The sequence below is a fragment of the Dermacoccus abyssi genome, assembly GCF_003515945.1.
Classification (GTDB): Bacteria; Actinomycetota; Actinomycetes; order Actinomycetales; family Dermatophilaceae; genus Dermacoccus; species Dermacoccus abyssi.
Genome location: NZ_QWLM01000004.1, coordinates 189,018 through 204,529, shown reverse-complemented (window position 1 = coordinate 204,529; position 15,512 = coordinate 189,018). Strand labels below are relative to the sequence as shown.

Genomic DNA, 15,512 nt, shown 5'->3' with positions numbered 1-15,512 from the left:
GCCATGAATGATGTGAACACGTGGGAAAGCAAGACTCTTCGAGAAGCGGTTCGCTCTTGGGCCGACTACGAGGATGCGGAGCGCTGGGTCGACCGGGCATATCGCGAATACGCCGCTGAGGCAGGTCTACCCACAGAGCCGTGTGAGCCGAGCAGTCCCAGTGTCACGGAGGAAGTCGTCGGGCTTGCGGCTCTGTGCGACCTCTCGCGCTCAATCTTTGAGATCTTGAGTGGGCTCAACCCCACCGAGGACGAGGCAGGTCTGAGCGGTCTCGTGCCACCACTCGATTTGGGTCTCTACTGCGGAGCGAACGGCCTGTTCCCAAGCGGTGACCGTGCCGACAGCGAAGGGGAATTGGCGACCCTCGCGCGAAATCATGCGTTCCGTCCTGTGGTGAGCGCACTCGTCAAGCGATGCGGTCGCGAGGCCGTCTTCGCGTCCCTCGTGCACGCGTACGAGGGCGAGCATGGGCGAACCGGCGGGCTGCAGAATGGCTCTTCGAGCATCCTGAATGAGCGCCTGGACGTCGACACCCAGCGGGCCTATGACTGGTTCGTTGACCAGGCGAGATGAGTCGCAAAGACGCCGAACGCCGCCGCCCGAATCGGGCGGCGGCGTCCTCGTGCGAGCGGGCGAGCCTCAGTGCACCTTGATCGGGTCGGGCCTGCTCGGGTCAACGGCCTCCGGGATGTGCTTGGTCGTGATGCGCTTGCGGAACACCCAGTACGTCCAGCTCTGGTAGAGCACCACGAGCGGCGTGAAGATGAGCGCTACCCACGTCATGATGACGAGTGTGTGGTGCGAGCTCGACGCGTTCTCCGTGGTGAGCGACCAGGCCGCGTTCGTCGTGCTCGGCATGACGTTCGGGAACAGCATGACGAAGTACGTCAGCACGAACAGCGCGATGGCCACGAACGTGCCCGCGAAGGCTGCGCCCTCCTTGCCGCGCAGGTTGAACGCGAGAGCCGCGAGGAAGAACAGAGCCACGAGCACCGACGTCACCCACGAGGTCACAGTTCCGACCTCGATGCCGAGCCACACGAGCAGCACGACGGCGAGCACGGCAGCGGCAAGCCCCGTCTTCGTCGCGAGCGCCCGCGCGTCGTGACGGACGGCGCCGTCCGTCTTGAGCGCGACGAAGAAGCAGCCGTGCGTCATGAAGACGAGCATCGTCACGATGCCGCCGAGCAGCGACAGCGGGTTGAGCAGCGTGAAGAGGTTGCCGGTGAACTCCATGTCGGCGTTGATCGGCAGGCCGCGCACCATGTTCGTCAGGGCGACACCCCACAGGATCGCGGGGATGAACGAGCCGACGATGATTGCCGTGTCCCAGCCCTTGCGCCACGCCACCGAGTCGCGCTTGTGGCGGTACTCGAAGCCCATGTTCCGCACGATGAGGCCGACGAGGATGATGAGCAGCGGCAGATAGGCCGCGGAGAACAGCGTCGCGTACCAGTTCGGGAACGCCGCGAACGTCGCGCCACCGGCGGTGAGCAGCCACACCTCGTTGCCGTCCCACACCGGGCCGATCGTGTTGAGCAGCACGCGGCGGCGCTTCTCGTTCTCGCCGATGTGGTCGGTGACGGGGTCCGTCACCTCCCCGGCCTGACCTGCAGCAGCGTCAGTCGTCGAGTCAGCCTTGCCCTTGCCGAGCACCGGCAGGAGCATGCCGACGCCGAAGTCGAAGCCCTCGAGGACGAAGTAGCCCGTCCACAGGACGCCGATGATGATGAACCAGAAAGTGGTGAGTTCCATCGTTCAACTTCCCTGTCAGTACGCGAACGAGAGTTCGTCGTCGTTCTTCGAACCGTCGGAGTGCCCACCGGGCAGGTCTTCCCCGTCGTCGGCGACGGGTTCGGCGCCCTTCCTCATGTAGTCCATGAAGAGCTTCACCTCGACCACGGCGAGTGCTCCGTAGAGGAGCGTGTAGACGATCATCGAGGTGAGCACCTCGCCGGCGGAGACGCTCGGGCTGACGCCCTGCTTCGTCGTCATGACGCCGTAGACGACCCACGGCTGGCGGCCGATCTCGGTGAAGATCCAACCGATGCTCATGGCGAAGACGGGGGACAGGGCGCCGACGAGGGCGGCGGGGCCCATCCAGCGGTTGACGGGGTTGCGACCCTTACGGGTGATCCACAGGACCCACACGCCGATGGCCATGCAGATGCCGCCCCAGCCCATCATCCAGCGGAAGCTCCAGTACGACCACATCATGTTGGGCGTGTAGCTGTCCGCGGAGGTGAGCTTGCCCTCGTTGAACTTCTTCTGCAGTTCCGGTTCGAGGTCGTTGACGCCCTCGACCTTGCCGTGGAAGTCGCCCGTAGCGAGGAAGCTGAGCAGGTTCGGCACGGTGACGGCGAACTTCTCCTCCTTGCCGTCGCGGGTGCCGACGGTGAAGATCGAGAACGGGGCGTCCTTCTCGTATGTGTCGTAGAGGGCTTCCGCGGCGGCCATCTTCATCGGCTGCACCTCGGTCATCACCTTGCCCTGGAGGTCTCCGGTGACGACGACGCCGAGGCTCGCGACGAGCATGACGATGGCGCCGACGCGCGAGGCCTTGCGGTACATCGTGAGGTCGTCGGCGGTGGGGGCGACCTTCGTCGCGCCGCCCGTCTCGACGGCGTCAGCGGCCGCGCGGGCCTCGAGGGTGCGCTTGCGCAGGTTCCAGAGCATGACGCCCATGGCGACGGCGCCGCCGACCATGTACGAGCTGAACGCGACGTGGGGGAAGGTGACGAGCTGCACCTTGTTGAGCAGCACGGCGCCGAAGTCGACGAGCTCGGCGCGCTGGGTCTCCGGGTTGAAGCGGTAGCCCACCGGGTTCTGCATGAACGAGTTGGCGGCGAGGATGAAGTACGCCGACAGCAGCGTGCCGATGTGCACGATCCAGATGCAGGCCGCGTGCAGAGCGCGCGGCAGGCGGCCCCAACCGAAGATCCACAGGCCGAGGAACGTCGACTCGAGGAAGAAGGCGAGGAGCGCTTCGATGGCCAGGGGCGCACCGAAGATGTCACCGACGAAGCGCGAGTAGTCGCTCCAGTTCATGCCGAACTGGAACTCCTGCACGATGCCGGTGACGAGGCCCAGGGCGAAGTTGATGGTGAACAACTTGCCGAGGAACTTGGCGAGGCGCAGGTACTGGGTGTTACCCGTGCGCAGCCATGCGGTGTGGTAGCCGGCGACCAGGGCCGAAAGGCCGATCGTGATCGGCACGAACAGGAAGTGGTAAACGGTCGTGATGGCGAACTGCCACCGCGCCAGTTCCAGGACATCCATCGGTTGTGACCCCTCGAGACTTGTGAAGACTTTCACAAGAAAGGCTACTCAGGAGTTTCCGATCTCCAGAGGACCTAGGTCCTCACTTGCGGGTGGGATGTGTCACGGGCCTCACTTGCCCGTGGAACCCGATGCGCCGGAACCGGACTGGCCGCCCAGCACGGACGTGATCGGCTTCGCTCCCGAGGGGCCTTGTACGTCTCGACGGAGTTCCACTTCGAGAACGTGTAGTTCGCCTTCGTGTTCGTCAGCTTGGAGCTGTAGTTCTCGATCTTGACGACCTGCGGCTTGTCGTCACGGGTCACGACGAGCTTGACGGCGTCCTTCGCGTCGGAGGCGCTGATCGTGTACGTGTCCTTGCCCGCGGTCTTCGTCTCGGCGACCTTGGCGTCCTTCGACGCGAGCTTCTTGCCGTCCTCGGACTCGAAGAACTCGGTGAGCATCTGCTTGACGTCGAGCGCCGGGTTGGAGGCGGGATCGTTGGCCGCGCCCTTCCACCACTTGCCGTTGAGCTTCTTCGCGTCGGTGGCGTTGGCGCCGATCTGCTGCCAGAAGTCGGTGTTGGCCTTGAGGTAGGCCTGCTTGCCGATGACGAGCCCCTCGGAGGAGGCCTTGCCCTGCGTCTGGATCTGCTTCTGGTTGGAGCCGTTCGTCGCGCCGTAGGCGCTGAACGTCGTGCGCGTGCCGTTGACGGAGCCGACGATGTCGACGGAGGTCGACTTGGCGGACGTCGACGAGGACTTGGCGTCCTTCGTGAGGTCAGCGGCGCTCGGGGTTCCGCCGCAGGCGCTCAGGGCGAGGAGGGCGGCGCCCGTCGTCAGCGTGGCGGCAGCCGTGGTGCGCAGCGTCATGAGGGGTGACTCCGTATCGCGTCGGGGAGGCTCGGCGGTGAGCCACTGTGCCAAACGCGCGTGGCGCGCCCAAAGTGCCCGGCGTGTCGGGTGGGTGGGATCAGGTCGTGGAGGAGGCTTCGACGGGCGGACGCGTCAGGGTGGTCTTCGGGGCCACGATGTCGGAGTAGTCACCGTCGTAACCGGAGAGCTCGTCGATGCCGGTGCCATCGCCGTCGGTCCCGTACCCCTCGACCTTGCGGATCTGATTGCTCTTGGGATCGATCCAGGCCCTCAGCACACCGTTTTCGTTCTCCACGCAGTACATCCGCTGCCCGTCCAGTGTCTCCATGGTGACCGAGGCGGCCTTCCCGGTGAGCGCCTGGACGATCTCGCTGTCCTCCTCGAGGAGTTCGTCGACGTGAGGCACGATTGCCATGTCCTCGATGGCGGTGCGTGTCCATTCGTCGTCGGGCGAACGCGTCCAACGGTTCGCGTAGTCGGTGGCGTACTCGCCCCAGTACGTCGCATCTCCCTTGACGTAGAGCGTCGCGCCGATGAGGCGCAGTTCTTCTGTGCCGTGGTCGAGTTGCGTGTAGGTCAGTGCTTGGGGCGTACCGATGATTCGGCCCCGCCTCGTCGTGGTGGACATTTCGCCGCCGGGCACGGTGATCGTCGTGCGGATGGTGAGAGTCTTCGTCCGGACGAGCACGTCCTGGGCTCGCGAGAAGAGGACGGACGCGGTCGGCAGGTTGTCGGTGCTCGGCAGATTGTCCGTGCTCGGTGCGGCGGCCGGGGTGGTCGACGTGGTGCTCGAGTTCGAGGTGGTCTTCGCAGGCGCGACGCTCTTGCCGGCGACGCTGCATCCACCGAGAACGGCGAGGGCGAGCGGCGCGCTGACGAGAGCCTGCACGCGGCGAGCGCGAGGGGTGGTTGTCAAGGCGGTTCGTCTCCGAGGGTCGTCAATCGGAGCGAGCGCTCGACTGCGCGCTCATCATGGCACGCGGGTTCGGCGCGCCACCAGAGCGTCAGGTCGTCTTCTCGGTGCCGGATTCGGGGTCGGCAGAACCCAGGTCGAGCGCGCCCTTGGGGGCGGTGACCTCGAACTTCGCGTTCCAGCGCGAGAAGGAGGCCAGCGCAAACTCGTCCTCACCGGGTGAGGCGTCCTCGATCTTGAGCAGGTTGTACTTGCCGTCGGCGCTCGCCCAGACGACGGTGTCACCGTCGGCGCCGGTGATCTTGTACGCCTCCACCCCGTCGACGGTGTCTCGGGTGAGCTCGGCGTCGTCGGAGGCGAGCGTCTTCCACTTCGGGTCGCTGTCGTCGGTCATCGCGTCGAAGATCGGCTTGATCGACAAGTCGTCGAGGTCGTTGTCCTCCCAGGTCGACGCAGGTGCCTTGACCCAGCGGTCGGCGAACGACGACGCGTCCGGGAGCGTGGGGTCGTCCTCCGCGACGGCCTTCCAGTAGGCGTCGTCGCCCTTGAGGTAGATGTCGGAGCGGATGCGCCGCAACGTGAAGTTGCCGATCTCGTCGCTCGTGAAAACGATGTCGCTCGGGTCGGTGTCGAGGTCTCCGCTGATGATCGCCCGTGGAGACTCCTCGTCCATCGCGTCACGACCGTCGACCCGCAGCGAGGTGTAGGCGTCGATGCGGTCCTGCGTCTTGCTCCAGGCAGCCGTGGCGGAGGGCAGCGTCGTGCTCGATGAGCTGGACGAACTCGAGGACGACGCCGGCTTCGCCGCGCCCGAACGCGACGGCGCCGCCGCGTCCGAGCCCATCGTGCACCCCGAAAGCGTCACCGCGAGAAGCGCGGTGACGGTCGAGGCCACGCTGAGGGGACGCAGCGGCGCCGTCGTCGTCATCGGAGCGTCAGCCCTTGATGAGGTCGGTCATCTTCTTGGCGCCGCTCGGCGCCTTGATGCCGTAGTCCTTGTCGTGCGAGACGAAGTTGACCGTCGTCATCTCCTCGCCGTTGGACGAGCCCTTGGCTTCCCAGCCCTCGACCTTGAGGACGTCGCGCGAGTCCTCCTTCGAGACCCAGGCCTTGACCTTCTTGTCCTCGCTCTCGATCTTCCAGGCGTCCTTGCCGTCGACCTTCTCCTCCGTGACGGTGGCCTTGTCCGACAGCAGCTTCTTGTTGGACTCGTTGTTGTCGTCCTTGAGTTCCTTGACGAGGTCCTTGAGCGTGTCGCTCGTGTCCCCGCTGTTGCTCTCGGGGGACTCGACCCACTTGTCGGCCATCATCGACGTCATCGCGCTCGATGCGCCGCTGTTGCCCATCGCGGACTTCCAGTAGGCGGAGTCGGCCTTGATGTAGGACTTGCTGCCCACGATGACGGCCTCCATCTTGCCGCCCTCCATCTCGCCCGAGAGCGTCTGCGGGTCGCCGTCGACGTCACCCTTGATCGTGAAGCTCGCCGGCTTGCCGTTGCTCTTGCCCGAGGCCTTGACCTCCATGCTCTTGTACTTGCCGGCCGACTCCTGGGAGGCGTTCCAGGCGTCCTTGGCCTTGGGGGCTTCTTCGCCGCCGCAGGCCGTCAGGCCCATCGTGGCGGTGGCGGCGATTGCGACGGCGGCAGCCGTGCTGCGGAGCTTCATGGTGTTTCCTCCCGTGGGGTGCAATTCTTCGTTGTCAGTCTTACAGACTCGGGGAGTCCGACGCCGCCGGCCTCGCTGAGGTTCCGCCCGAGTTCTCACGCAGCGGGCCGGCGGGGCCGTGCGACGCAGCAGAACTGATTTGCGCCGCCGCTCTAACCTTGACGTATGGCAGATCCCATCGCTTCGTTGACCGGTTTCGTTCAGAACGCCATCGCCACGTCGTTCGGCGAGGAGTGGCGAGACGCGGACCCGGTCATCCGACCTGCCAACAAGAAGCAGACGAGCGCCGACGTCCAGGTCAACGCGGCGATGGCGCTCGCGAAGAAGGTGGGCAAGAACCCGCGCGAGGTGGCGACGGCCATCGTCGAGGCCCTCAAGGCGGACTCCGCTGCGATGCAGCTCATCTCGGACGTCGAGATCGCCGGCCCGGGCTTCCTCAACATCACGCTCTCGACGGACTGGGTGGCCGCGCAGGCCTCCACGATCCTGGCCGACGGCACGCTCGGCGTCCTGCCCCCGAGCAAGCTCGAGGTCATTCCGCTCGACTACTCCTCGCCGAACGTGGCGAAGGAGATGCACGTCGGCCACCTGCGCACGACGGTCGTCGGTGACTCGCTCGCGCGCGTGCTCGAGCGCCTCGGGCACACCGTCGTGCGCCAGAACCACGTCGGCGACTGGGGCACGCCGTTCGGCATGCTCATCGAGCACCTGCTCGAGGTCGGCGAGAACAGCCCGGAGGCGGAGCTTCTCGAGACCGACCCCAACGCGTTCTACCAGGCCGCGCGCGTCAAGTTCGACACGGCGGAGAAGGCGGAGCCGGCCGGCTCGAAGGGCGACTTCAACATGCGGGCCCGCAAGCGGGTGACGCTGCTGCAGGGCGGCGACCCGGAGACGCTGGCGCACTGGAACAAGCTCATGGATCGCTCCAAGGCGTACTTCAACCGGGTGTACTCGACGCTCGGCGTGACGCTGACGGACGCCGACCTCGCGGGCGAGTCGACGTACAACGACGAACTCGCGGGCATCTGTGAGGACCTCGAGTCGCGCGGTATCGCGCGGATTTCCGACGGCGCGCTGTGCATCTTCCAGGACGAGTTCACCGGCCGTGACGACGCTCCCGTGCCTCTCATCATCCGCAAGAGCGACGGCGGCTACGGCTACGCGACGACCGACCTCGCCACCGTCCGGCACCGCTCGCAGGATCTGCTCGGCGACCGGCTCGTCTACGTCGTCGGCGCGCCGCAGAACCTGCACTTCCGCATGACGTGGTCGGCGGCGGACAAGGCGGGCTACATCCGGCCGGAGTCGACGCCGATCCACGTGCAGATCGGTTCGGTGCTCGGCGCGGACGGCAAGATGCTCAAGACGCGTTCGGGTGACTCGGTGCGGCTCATGGAGCTGCTCGACGAGGCCATCGAACGCGCCGAGAAGGTCGTCGCGGAGTCGAAGGCCGACATGACGGACGCCGAGCGCGCCGTCGTCGCGCGCCAGGTCGGCATCGGCGCGGTGAAGTACTCGGACCTGTCGGTCTCCCACGACAGCGAGTACACGTTCGACTTCGACCGCATGCTCGCGCTCACCGGCAACACGGGCCCGTACCTGCAGTACGCCGCCACGCGTATCCGCTCGATCCTCGCGAAGGCCGCCGACGCGGGTGCGACGCCTGCGTCCGCCATCACGATCGGTGAGGACGCCGAGCGCGCGCTCGCGCTGAAGCTGCTCGACTACGGCGCCGTCGTCGCGCTCGTCGGCGAGACGCTCGAACCGCACCGGCTCGCCGCGTACCTCTTCGAACTCGCGACGGCGTTCACGGCCTTCTACGAGAAGTGCCCGGTGCTCAAGGCCGACGACGACGCCGTGCGCGACTCGCGCCTCGCCCTGTGCGCCCTGACGCTGCAGGTGCTCAGCGACGGCCTCGGCCTCCTCGGCATCGAGACGCCCGAGAAGATGTGACGCCCCAGCGGCGTTTGCGTTGTGGGCCTTGGTGCAGCTGACGCACTTCGGTGCAGCTGATGCGGTTTGAGCAGGCTCAGAGTGCGTCAGGTGCACCGAACTGCGTCAGCTGCTGGCGGCGGTGTCTGACCGCTTCTCTCCGGTAAATTTGGGCGGACTTTTGGCTCGATAATCGAACATAAGTTCGATAAAATGGAGGCGTGGAGACAACACAGCGTGACGACGTGGCCGAGGTGCTGGCCGCCGTTCGTGCGCTGCCTCTCGAAGCGCGGGTCGAGGCGTGGCACGCGGTGGGCGTCGAACTCTTCGAGGTCGCATCGCGTCCGACGATCGACTGGGGTGAGTCGTCGGCGCTCGCGGTGGACGCGGTATCCGTTGATGAGGAACTCGCCCAACTCGACGCCGAGCGACGCGCCCTCGCAGAGCTCACCGTCACGGCCGCGTACGTCTCGCGCAGCGCCGACGCCACGATGCACGCCTTCGCGGCGGCCCACGCTCGCGTCGTCACGCGACACGACGTTCTCGAGGTCGACCAGTGGGAGAGCGACCCGCGTCAGTTCGTGCCCGGCGAGTTCGCTGCCGACGATCTGGCGGCCAGACTCGGAGTCCGTGTCGGTACCGCGGAGGCGTGGGCCGAAGCGGGTGACGCCGTGCGAGCCTCGTTGCCTCGCATGTTCGTCATGGCCGGTGCGGGGGAGATGCGCATGACGACCTGCGAGACCGTGCTTCGCGAACTGGAACACCTTGAGCCGGCCGAGCGGGAGAGCGTCGAGGGGATGCTCGTGTCCGGTCGGGCGCTGCTGGGCGGTTCGGCCGCAGTGAAGCGTCGTGTGCGGCGGCTCCTTGCCTCGCTCGGATTGTCGGCGCCGGCGGATGAGGACGCGTCGGAGGCGCTCGTCGAGGTCTCGTTCCGCGAGCACCCCGATCAGCCCAGGCTCACGCAGATGACCGTTGTCATGGACGCCGACCAGGCGTGGCAGGTCCAGGTCGCCATCGATGCGCGTGCGCGCCAGCTGGCGCAGGAACACGAGCGTCTGCACGGCGGCGCGACGCGCTACCGGATGAACCGGGCGCGGGTCGATGCCTTCGTCGACCTGCTCCTCGGCTCCGTGAGGTTCGACCCCATCGTGCGGCTCACCGTGCCCGTGCGCTGTTTCGAGGACGGCACCACCCCAGGCACAACCATGCCCTTCGCCGGTCAGGGGAGCGGTGTGCCCGTTTCACTCGGTGCGGTCGATCGCAGTCGAGGCTGTTCTGCACAGGGTGGCTCGGGCCGTGGCGTTGCGCGGCCCGCCGCTGAGCAGGCCCCGTGGGGTGCGCTCTACCGGGAAGCCGAGGACGGCGTCGCGCCACTTGCCGCAGGGCAGGTTGGTGATGGCGTCGGGATAGGAACGGCAGGTCAGCGACGCGCCGCAACCGCCCCGCGCTCGACGACGCGAGTCGCCGACCTTCACGTGCCCGGCGTCGGTGTTGTGTCGGCGGCCTGCGTGGAGCGCCTCGCCTCGGCGGTCGGTGCCGCCTTCACCGTCGCCCTCGTCGACGAGAAGCGCGGCGTGACGCGGTGGACGTCGCGATTCACCTACCGCCCGTCGATCACCACGCGCCGGTTCGTCGAGCAGCGCGACGAGCACTGCCGCTTCCCCGGTTGCATGCGCCCGGGCGAGTTCTGCGATGCCGACCACGTCGTGCCGTACGCCGACGGCGGCGCCACGTCGGGTGAGAACCTGCAGCTGCTGTGCCGCCACCACCACCGTGCCAAGACGTTCGGCGGGTGGGCCGTGGCCATGCGCACCGATGGAGTGTGCGTCTGGAACTCGCCGACCGGCGCCTGGTACCGCACCGACCCCGCCGACCCGACGGCGTACGAAATCACCTCGCGCGAGGGTTACGCACTCATCGCCTGAGTGGGCCGCGAGAATGGCGACGTGAGGGCGGGGATGTGGGCTCCGGTTCACGCATCAAGACCGAGGGCTATGGCCAGTCGATGAACGTCATGGTGAACAAGCGCAGCGAAACCTGGTGGGAAGAGCAGTTGGAGCACGCGGGCTTCACGATCGACGACCGGCGGACAACCGACGGGCACCACACGATCCACGCGTCTGGCGCACTGACGCCCTACACCGCGTGCCCCGTTCCGGGAGAGTGTCCCGTCAGGGTTTGCGCCAGAGCACCTCACCGTGAGGAACACAGAACCAGCCGTCGGGGTGCTCGCCCCACGATCGCCACGCCGCCGCCATGACGTCCACGTCGTTCGATCCCGCGACAGACCCCTCCGCGAGCTGTTCGGTGAGGGCGGTCCGGCTCACACGGTCGGCCCACAAATCGGCCCACCAACGGCGCTCATCCGGTGTCGCGTACGTCCAGGTCGAACTGGATGCCCGAGCATCTACCAACTCGGCCGCGTGAGCCCAGGCCAGCAGGCGTCGTCCGGCGTCGGGCTCGCCGCCGTTGGCCCGCGCGGCGCGCGAGTAGCTCTGCCGCCATCGTTCGATTCCAGGTGTCTCCGGCCACCACGTCATGGCACCGTAATCGGCATCACGAACCGCGACGACACCGCCCGGCTTCGTCACGCGAGCCATCTCGCGCAGCGCCGCCACCGGGTCTGCGACGTGTTGAAGAACCTGATGGGCGTGAACGACGTCGAAGGTGTCGTCCGCGAAGGACATGCCGTGAACGTCCTCGACGGCGAACTCCATGTTCGTCACACCGGCGTCCTGCGCGGCGCGTCGTGACAACGACAGGATGTCTTCGCTCGTCTCCGCGACGGTGACGGAGCCGACGCGCCGCGCGAAGTCGACACTGATCGTGCCCGGCCCTGCGCCGACGTCGAGCAGATGGACCTCGGGCGTGAGGTGGGGCATGAGGTACGCGGCGGAGTTCTCAACGGTGCGCCAGGTGTGGGAGCGCAAGACAGGCTCGTCATGGCCGTGGGTGTATCGCGGGTTCTTTTCGTCGGTCATGGCTCGAGGGTGCCCCAGGATCCGACCTTCGCGCTGGGGCGGTTCAGTCGTCGGTCGCTACGGCGGTGTACGAGATGGCCTCATGCGAGGGTCAGCAAATCATCGCCTCGCGCTACGGACTCAGGTGAGATCGAGGCGCATGAGGTCGTCAGCCACCCGAAAACCGAGGAAGCGATACAGCGGTTTCGACATCTCCGACGGCGCGAGAACCACCCGCACCATGCCCTCAGCGCGGGCGTGCTCGACCCGTTCCGACATGAGTGCGGACGCGATGCCCTGCCGCCGGAACTCGGGGCTGAGGAAAACGTTCGCGGCGTGCACCCTGCGCGCGGGAGGGCGGCCCGGGCTCGGCATCCGCGAGTAGATGAGCGCGTTCGCCATACCCACTGGGCGTTCCTCGCTCGTCAGTGCGACGGTGGCGCGGCGGTGGTGACGCTCCGACCGCCACCACTCGTGGAAACGCTCGTCGAACTGGGTATCGGTGGCCGACACGTCATGCCATTCGTAACGCAGGGCCAAGAGGTCGCGCGCATTGGAACCTACCTCGGTGATGGTCACGCTGGGTGCACGCATGCCGCGAGGATAACCAACGATGTCGGTTGTGCGATGGAGCGAGCCGTCGTGACCGCATCGACGGCATCGAGCGCTACCAGGTCGGCGTGAGCGTCCAGGACCGGCTCTTCGTGGCCGTGGGTGTATCGCGCGTTGTCGTCGCTCATGGGGCGAGGGTGCCTCAGGTTTCGGCCCGCGCGCCGGAGCGGTTCAATCGTCGGTCGCCACGACGAGCCGCACGAGGTGGTTCGCGCGGTCGATGGCGACGAACTCGTGGAAGCCGCATGCTCCGATGACGAAACCGTAGTTGTGCTCGTGCGCGGTGCCCGGGTCGACCAACCGGTACAACGAGGTCTCAGACTCGAACCAGCCGAACACTTCGGCGAGACCGCCCCAGGCGGTGTCGCTCACGACGGAGCCGGAGTCGCTCCAGTCCTGCTCCGTGGCCCACCTCGTCAGAGTTGTGCGGGCTTCGTCAGCGGTGCACGGAACGAACTGATCCGGGCCGAGGCCCCACAGCCACCACCGGCCGTGCCGAATCCGGGACAGCGACGGTGAGTCCGGGTCGAATGGTGAGGCGTAGTCGTGCCCATACGCGCGATGTCGCACGAGCGCGCCCAGCAGCTCGGTGTCGTCAGCGATCTCCGACCTTGTTCGAAACACCACCGCGTCGACGCGCAGGAACGTGTCGTCGAGCGCGACGACCGCAGTATCGACGACGGCGAGCACTACGACGCCCGTGTGAACACCCCGACGACGAAGTCGGACTCGTCGTCACGCGCGTGCATCTCCCACGTCGCGAACAGCGCGTCGCGGCGCCACCCGGCGCCTTCCGCATCGGCCACGAACTGTTCCAGCGCGTACCCGCGGTTCGTGCCGAACCCGACGGCCAGACGCCCGCCGTCGCGCACGGCCCCGAACAACGCGGCAAGCGCCCGCGCCTGCGCGCCGTCCTCCATGAACGGCAACACGTTGCCCGCGCACACGACGGCGTCGAACGGCGCCCCGAGCGACTCGAGCAGCCCAGACGGCAACGCGCCGAGGTCGCCCTGCTCGAAGCGGATGTCCGGCCAGTCCTCACGCGCCGCGTCGAGCAGCACGGGGTCGAGGTCCACGCCGACCGGCGAGAGCCCCAGCGCCTCCATCGCGCCGCTGACGCGTCCCGGCCCGCACCCGGCGTCGAGCACCCGCGAACCGGGCCCGACGAGCGCCGCGACGAAGCGCGCCTCGCCCGCGAGATCCTCACCGTCGGCGGCCAGCCCACGCATCCGCTCGACGTACCAGGTCGAGTGGTTCGGGTCGTCCGCGATCGTGCGCGCCCAACTCGTCATCGGCGCTTCAGCCGCCGAACCCGTTCGGGTTGGCCGACTGCCAACGCCACGTGTCGACGCACATGTCGTCGATCGTCTTCTCGGCCTTCCAGCCGAGCTCCTCACGCGCGCGCGTCGGGTCGGCGTACGTGACCGGCAGATCGCCCGCACGCCGCGGACCCACCTCGTAGGGCAACTCCTTGCCGCACGCCCGCTCGAACGCGTGGAGCAGCTCGAAAACGCTCGTGCCCTGCCCGGTGCCGAGGTTGAAGGCGCGCGCCGACTCGCTCATCGCGTCGAGGTGGTCGAGCGCCGCAACGTGTCCGGCCGCGAGGTCGACGACGTGGATGTAGTCGCGCTCACCCGTGCCGTCCTTCGTGTCGTAGTCGTCACCGAAGACGCCCAGCTTCTCGCGCCGCCCCACGGCCACCTGCGCGATGTACGGCATGAGGTTGTTCGGGATGCCGCTCGGGTCCTCACCGATGAGCCCGCTCTCGTGCGCGCCGATGGGGTTGAAGTAACGCAGGAGCGCCGCCTTGAAACCGGGGCTCGCGGCCGCGACGTCCGTGACGATCTGCTCGATCATCGCCTTCGTCCAGCCGTACGGGTTCGTCGCCCGAAGCGGCTCGTACTCCTCGTGGTACGGCAGCGGCGCATCCGGGCCGTACACCGTCGCCGACGACGAGAACACGAACTTCTCCACGCCGTGTTCGGTCATCGCCGCGAGCACCGCGAACGTCGAGTCGAGGTTGTTCGTGTAGTACATGAGCGGCTTTTCGACGCTCTCGCCGACGGCTTTGTAGCCGGCGAAGTGGATGACGGCGTCGGGCTTCACGTCCGCGACGAGGGCGTCCGTGGCCGCGACGTCGGTGAGGTCGACCTCGTGACACGTCACCGGCTGCCCGGCGATCTGCTCCAGGCGCTCAAGCACCTTGGGGCTCGAGTTCGCGAAGTTGTCGCCGATGACGGGCTCGTGGCCCGCCTCGAGCAGGGCGAGCACGGTGTGGGAGCCGATGAAACCGGCACCGCCGGTGACGAGAACGCGCATGCCGCCAGGATACGGCCCCGACGTGACAGGTCGGGGGAGGCGGCGTCAGTGGCGGGGGAGGTGCTCCACGCGTTCGACGAACGAGCGCACCAGATGAGTCACCGTCTGCGGCGATTCGAGCGGTACCGCGTGCCCGGCGCCTTCGACCGTGTGCACCTCGGCGCCCGAAATGAGCTCCTCGAGCCGCCTGCTGCGATACGGCGGATTGACGGCGTCGTCCTCGCCGACGATGAGCTGTGTCGGAACTCGGAGGCTGTGGGCCTCTGGCTGTGTGCCGCGGCGGTTCGCGAACGCGCGGATCGCGTGGCGCAACTCGGCTCGCGACGACTGCCCGAACTCCTCGGCCCAGTGGTCGACCTCTCGCCGCACCTGCCCGCCGCGCAGGCTCGTCTCGCAGAAGAGCGCCTGCCTGAGTTTCGGGCGAACCGCCCACCCGCCGAGGCGCCGATAGCGATTGGCCAGGCGCAGGTACCAGTACGCGTCGTCGGGATCCTCCGCGTTCGCCGACGCCCCGAGCAAGGTGAGGGAACGGAAGAGTTCACCGCGCCGGGCCGCGAGCGGCAAGGCCGCCGAACCGCCCAAGCCGTGCCCGACGTAGTGCACTGGCCGGTTGATCGTCGAAAGAAGCGCCTCGAGGTCGTCGACGAGGTCGTTCATCGCGAACGGGCCGCGGGCCGACGTCAGCCCGTGCCCGCGCCAGTCGAAACTCACACAACGGAACTGCTGTTCGAGTGCGTCGAGTTGATGGTGGAAGAGAGACCCCGTGAAGAACAACCCGTGCCCCAGCACGACCACGGGGGCGTTCCGCGGGCCGGACTCGATGAAGTGGAGGGCCGCGCCAGGGCGCTTCAACTCGGCCACGGGCACTCCTTCCTCACGGGGTGAATCGCCGGTCGCTAGTCGGACGGGCGACTCGAAACCCTGCCCGAGAGGGTGAGAAGTCGGCTGGGGACGCACCGCGTCGCCTACGCCGCAGAGG

General features: G+C 67.4%; 16 protein-coding genes. 3 read left to right on the top strand and 13 right to left on the bottom strand.

The window, feature by feature from the left end; translation table 11 throughout:
• Positions 1 to 3 precede the first annotated feature (3 nt).
• Positions 4 to 573 carry a hypothetical protein gene (locus D1832_RS05470; RefSeq protein WP_118912951.1) on the top strand — a complete coding sequence of 190 codons (570 nt, stop codon included), beginning with the start codon at positions 4 to 6 and terminating at the stop codon, positions 571 to 573.
• A gap of 66 nt (positions 574 to 639) precedes the next feature.
• Here D1832_RS05470 and cydB read toward each other — a convergent pair whose 3' ends face one another.
• The 6 genes from cydB to D1832_RS05440 form a co-directional block, all read right to left on the bottom strand.
• Positions 640 to 1,755: a cytochrome d ubiquinol oxidase subunit II gene (gene cydB / locus D1832_RS05465; protein ID WP_118912950.1), complete on the bottom strand. Its 1,116-nt coding sequence runs from the start codon at positions 1,753 to 1,755 to the stop codon at positions 640 to 642.
• Positions 1,756 to 1,770: 15 nt separating this feature from the next.
• Complete coding sequence (locus D1832_RS05460) at positions 1,771 to 3,279, bottom strand: cytochrome ubiquinol oxidase subunit I (RefSeq protein ID WP_118912949.1); 1,509 nt, start codon at positions 3,277 to 3,279, stop codon at positions 1,771 to 1,773.
• A 74-nt stretch (positions 3,280 to 3,353) separates the two neighbouring features.
• Positions 3,354 to 4,130 carry a hypothetical protein gene (locus D1832_RS05455; RefSeq protein ID WP_118912948.1) on the bottom strand — a complete coding sequence of 259 codons (777 nt, stop codon included), beginning with the start codon at positions 4,128 to 4,130 and terminating at the stop codon, positions 3,354 to 3,356.
• 100 nt (positions 4,131 to 4,230) lie between these two features.
• Positions 4,231 to 5,049, bottom strand: coding sequence for a hypothetical protein (locus D1832_RS05450; RefSeq protein ID WP_147362620.1), 819 nt, complete (start codon positions 5,047 to 5,049; stop codon positions 4,231 to 4,233).
• An 88-nt stretch (positions 5,050 to 5,137) separates the two neighbouring features.
• Positions 5,138 to 5,974, bottom strand: coding sequence for a hypothetical protein (locus tag D1832_RS05445; RefSeq protein WP_118912946.1), 837 nt, complete (start codon positions 5,972 to 5,974; stop codon positions 5,138 to 5,140).
• Between the two features lie 7 nt (positions 5,975 to 5,981).
• A complete protein-coding gene (locus D1832_RS05440) occupies positions 5,982 to 6,710 on the bottom strand; it encodes a LolA-like protein (RefSeq protein ID WP_118912945.1) in 729 nt (242 codons plus the stop codon).
• 165 nt (positions 6,711 to 6,875) lie between these two features.
• On the opposite strand from D1832_RS05440, the gene argS reads away from it, so the two are divergent.
• Entirely contained in the window at positions 6,876 to 8,663 is a 1,788-nt protein-coding gene (gene argS / locus D1832_RS05435; RefSeq protein WP_047310639.1) for an arginine--tRNA ligase, read from the top strand.
• 200 nt (positions 8,664 to 8,863) lie between these two features.
• Entirely contained in the window at positions 8,864 to 10,567 is a 1,704-nt protein-coding gene (locus D1832_RS15290; protein ID WP_182434669.1) for an HNH endonuclease signature motif containing protein, read from the top strand.
• Positions 10,568 to 10,813: 246 nt separating this feature from the next.
• Here D1832_RS15290 and D1832_RS05425 read toward each other — a convergent pair whose 3' ends face one another.
• The 7 genes from D1832_RS05425 to D1832_RS05400 all read right to left on the bottom strand — a co-directional run bounded on the left by D1832_RS05425 (position 10,814) and on the right by D1832_RS05400 (position 15,394).
• Entirely contained in the window at positions 10,814 to 11,623 is an 810-nt protein-coding gene (locus D1832_RS05425) for a class I SAM-dependent methyltransferase (protein WP_118912944.1), read from the bottom strand.
• A gap of 120 nt (positions 11,624 to 11,743) precedes the next feature.
• A complete protein-coding gene (locus D1832_RS05420; protein ID WP_118912943.1) occupies positions 11,744 to 12,196 on the bottom strand; it encodes a GNAT family N-acetyltransferase in 453 nt (150 codons plus the stop codon).
• Positions 12,178 to 12,342 carry a hypothetical protein gene (locus D1832_RS15285; RefSeq protein WP_182434668.1) on the bottom strand — a complete coding sequence of 55 codons (165 nt, stop codon included), beginning with the start codon at positions 12,340 to 12,342 and terminating at the stop codon, positions 12,178 to 12,180. The genes D1832_RS05420 and D1832_RS15285 overlap by 19 nt, the downstream gene beginning before the upstream one ends.
• Positions 12,343 to 12,385: 43 nt before the next feature.
• Positions 12,386 to 12,904, bottom strand: a complete 519-nt coding sequence (locus D1832_RS05415; protein WP_118912942.1) for a hypothetical protein — start codon at positions 12,902 to 12,904, stop codon at positions 12,386 to 12,388.
• The gene (locus tag D1832_RS05410) at positions 12,904 to 13,506 is read right to left on the bottom strand and encodes a class I SAM-dependent methyltransferase (RefSeq protein WP_118912941.1); all 603 of its coding nucleotides are present in this window, start codon (positions 13,504 to 13,506) and stop codon (positions 12,904 to 12,906) included. Before D1832_RS05410 ends, D1832_RS05415 begins: the two co-directional genes overlap by 1 nt.
• Positions 13,507 to 13,513: 7 nt before the next feature.
• Positions 13,514 to 14,533 (bottom strand): UDP-glucose 4-epimerase GalE, encoded by a 1,020-nt coding sequence (gene galE, locus D1832_RS05405; RefSeq protein WP_047310636.1) that lies wholly within the window; start codon positions 14,531 to 14,533, stop codon positions 13,514 to 13,516.
• A 45-nt stretch (positions 14,534 to 14,578) separates the two neighbouring features.
• The gene (locus tag D1832_RS05400) at positions 14,579 to 15,394 is read right to left on the bottom strand and encodes an alpha/beta fold hydrolase (protein ID WP_182434667.1); all 816 of its coding nucleotides are present in this window, start codon (positions 15,392 to 15,394) and stop codon (positions 14,579 to 14,581) included.
• Positions 15,395 to 15,512: the final 118 nt, after the last annotated feature.

What these genes read in the sequence shown, in the direction of transcription:
- D1832_RS05470 (WP_118912951.1), top strand. Translation starts at nt 4, where the DNA reads ATGAATGATGTGAACACGTGGGAAAGCAAGACTCTTCGAGAAGCGGTT.
- cydB (WP_118912950.1), bottom strand. Translation starts at nt 1,755, where the DNA reads ATGGAACTCACCACTTTCTGGTTCATCATCATCGGCGTCCTGTGGACG.
- D1832_RS05460 (WP_118912949.1), bottom strand. Translation starts at nt 3,279, where the DNA reads ATGGATGTCCTGGAACTGGCGCGGTGGCAGTTCGCCATCACGACCGTT.
- D1832_RS05455 (WP_118912948.1), bottom strand. Translation starts at nt 4,130, where the DNA reads ATGACGCTGCGCACCACGGCTGCCGCCACGCTGACGACGGGCGCCGCC.
- D1832_RS05445 (WP_118912946.1), bottom strand. Translation starts at nt 5,974, where the DNA reads ATGACGACGACGGCGCCGCTGCGTCCCCTCAGCGTGGCCTCGACCGTC.
- D1832_RS05440 (WP_118912945.1), bottom strand. Translation starts at nt 6,710, where the DNA reads ATGAAGCTCCGCAGCACGGCTGCCGCCGTCGCAATCGCCGCCACCGCC.
- argS (WP_047310639.1), top strand. Translation starts at nt 6,876, where the DNA reads ATGGCAGATCCCATCGCTTCGTTGACCGGTTTCGTTCAGAACGCCATC.
- D1832_RS05425 (WP_118912944.1), bottom strand. Translation starts at nt 11,623, where the DNA reads ATGACCGACGAAAAGAACCCGCGATACACCCACGGCCATGACGAGCCT.
- D1832_RS05420 (WP_118912943.1), bottom strand. Translation starts at nt 12,196, where the DNA reads ATGCGTGCACCCAGCGTGACCATCACCGAGGTAGGTTCCAATGCGCGC.
- D1832_RS15285 (WP_182434668.1), bottom strand. Translation starts at nt 12,342, where the DNA reads ATGAGCGACGACAACGCGCGATACACCCACGGCCACGAAGAGCCGGTC.
- D1832_RS05410 (WP_118912941.1), bottom strand. Translation starts at nt 13,506, where the DNA reads ATGACGAGTTGGGCGCGCACGATCGCGGACGACCCGAACCACTCGACC.
- galE (WP_047310636.1), bottom strand. Translation starts at nt 14,533, where the DNA reads ATGCGCGTTCTCGTCACCGGCGGTGCCGGTTTCATCGGCTCCCACACC.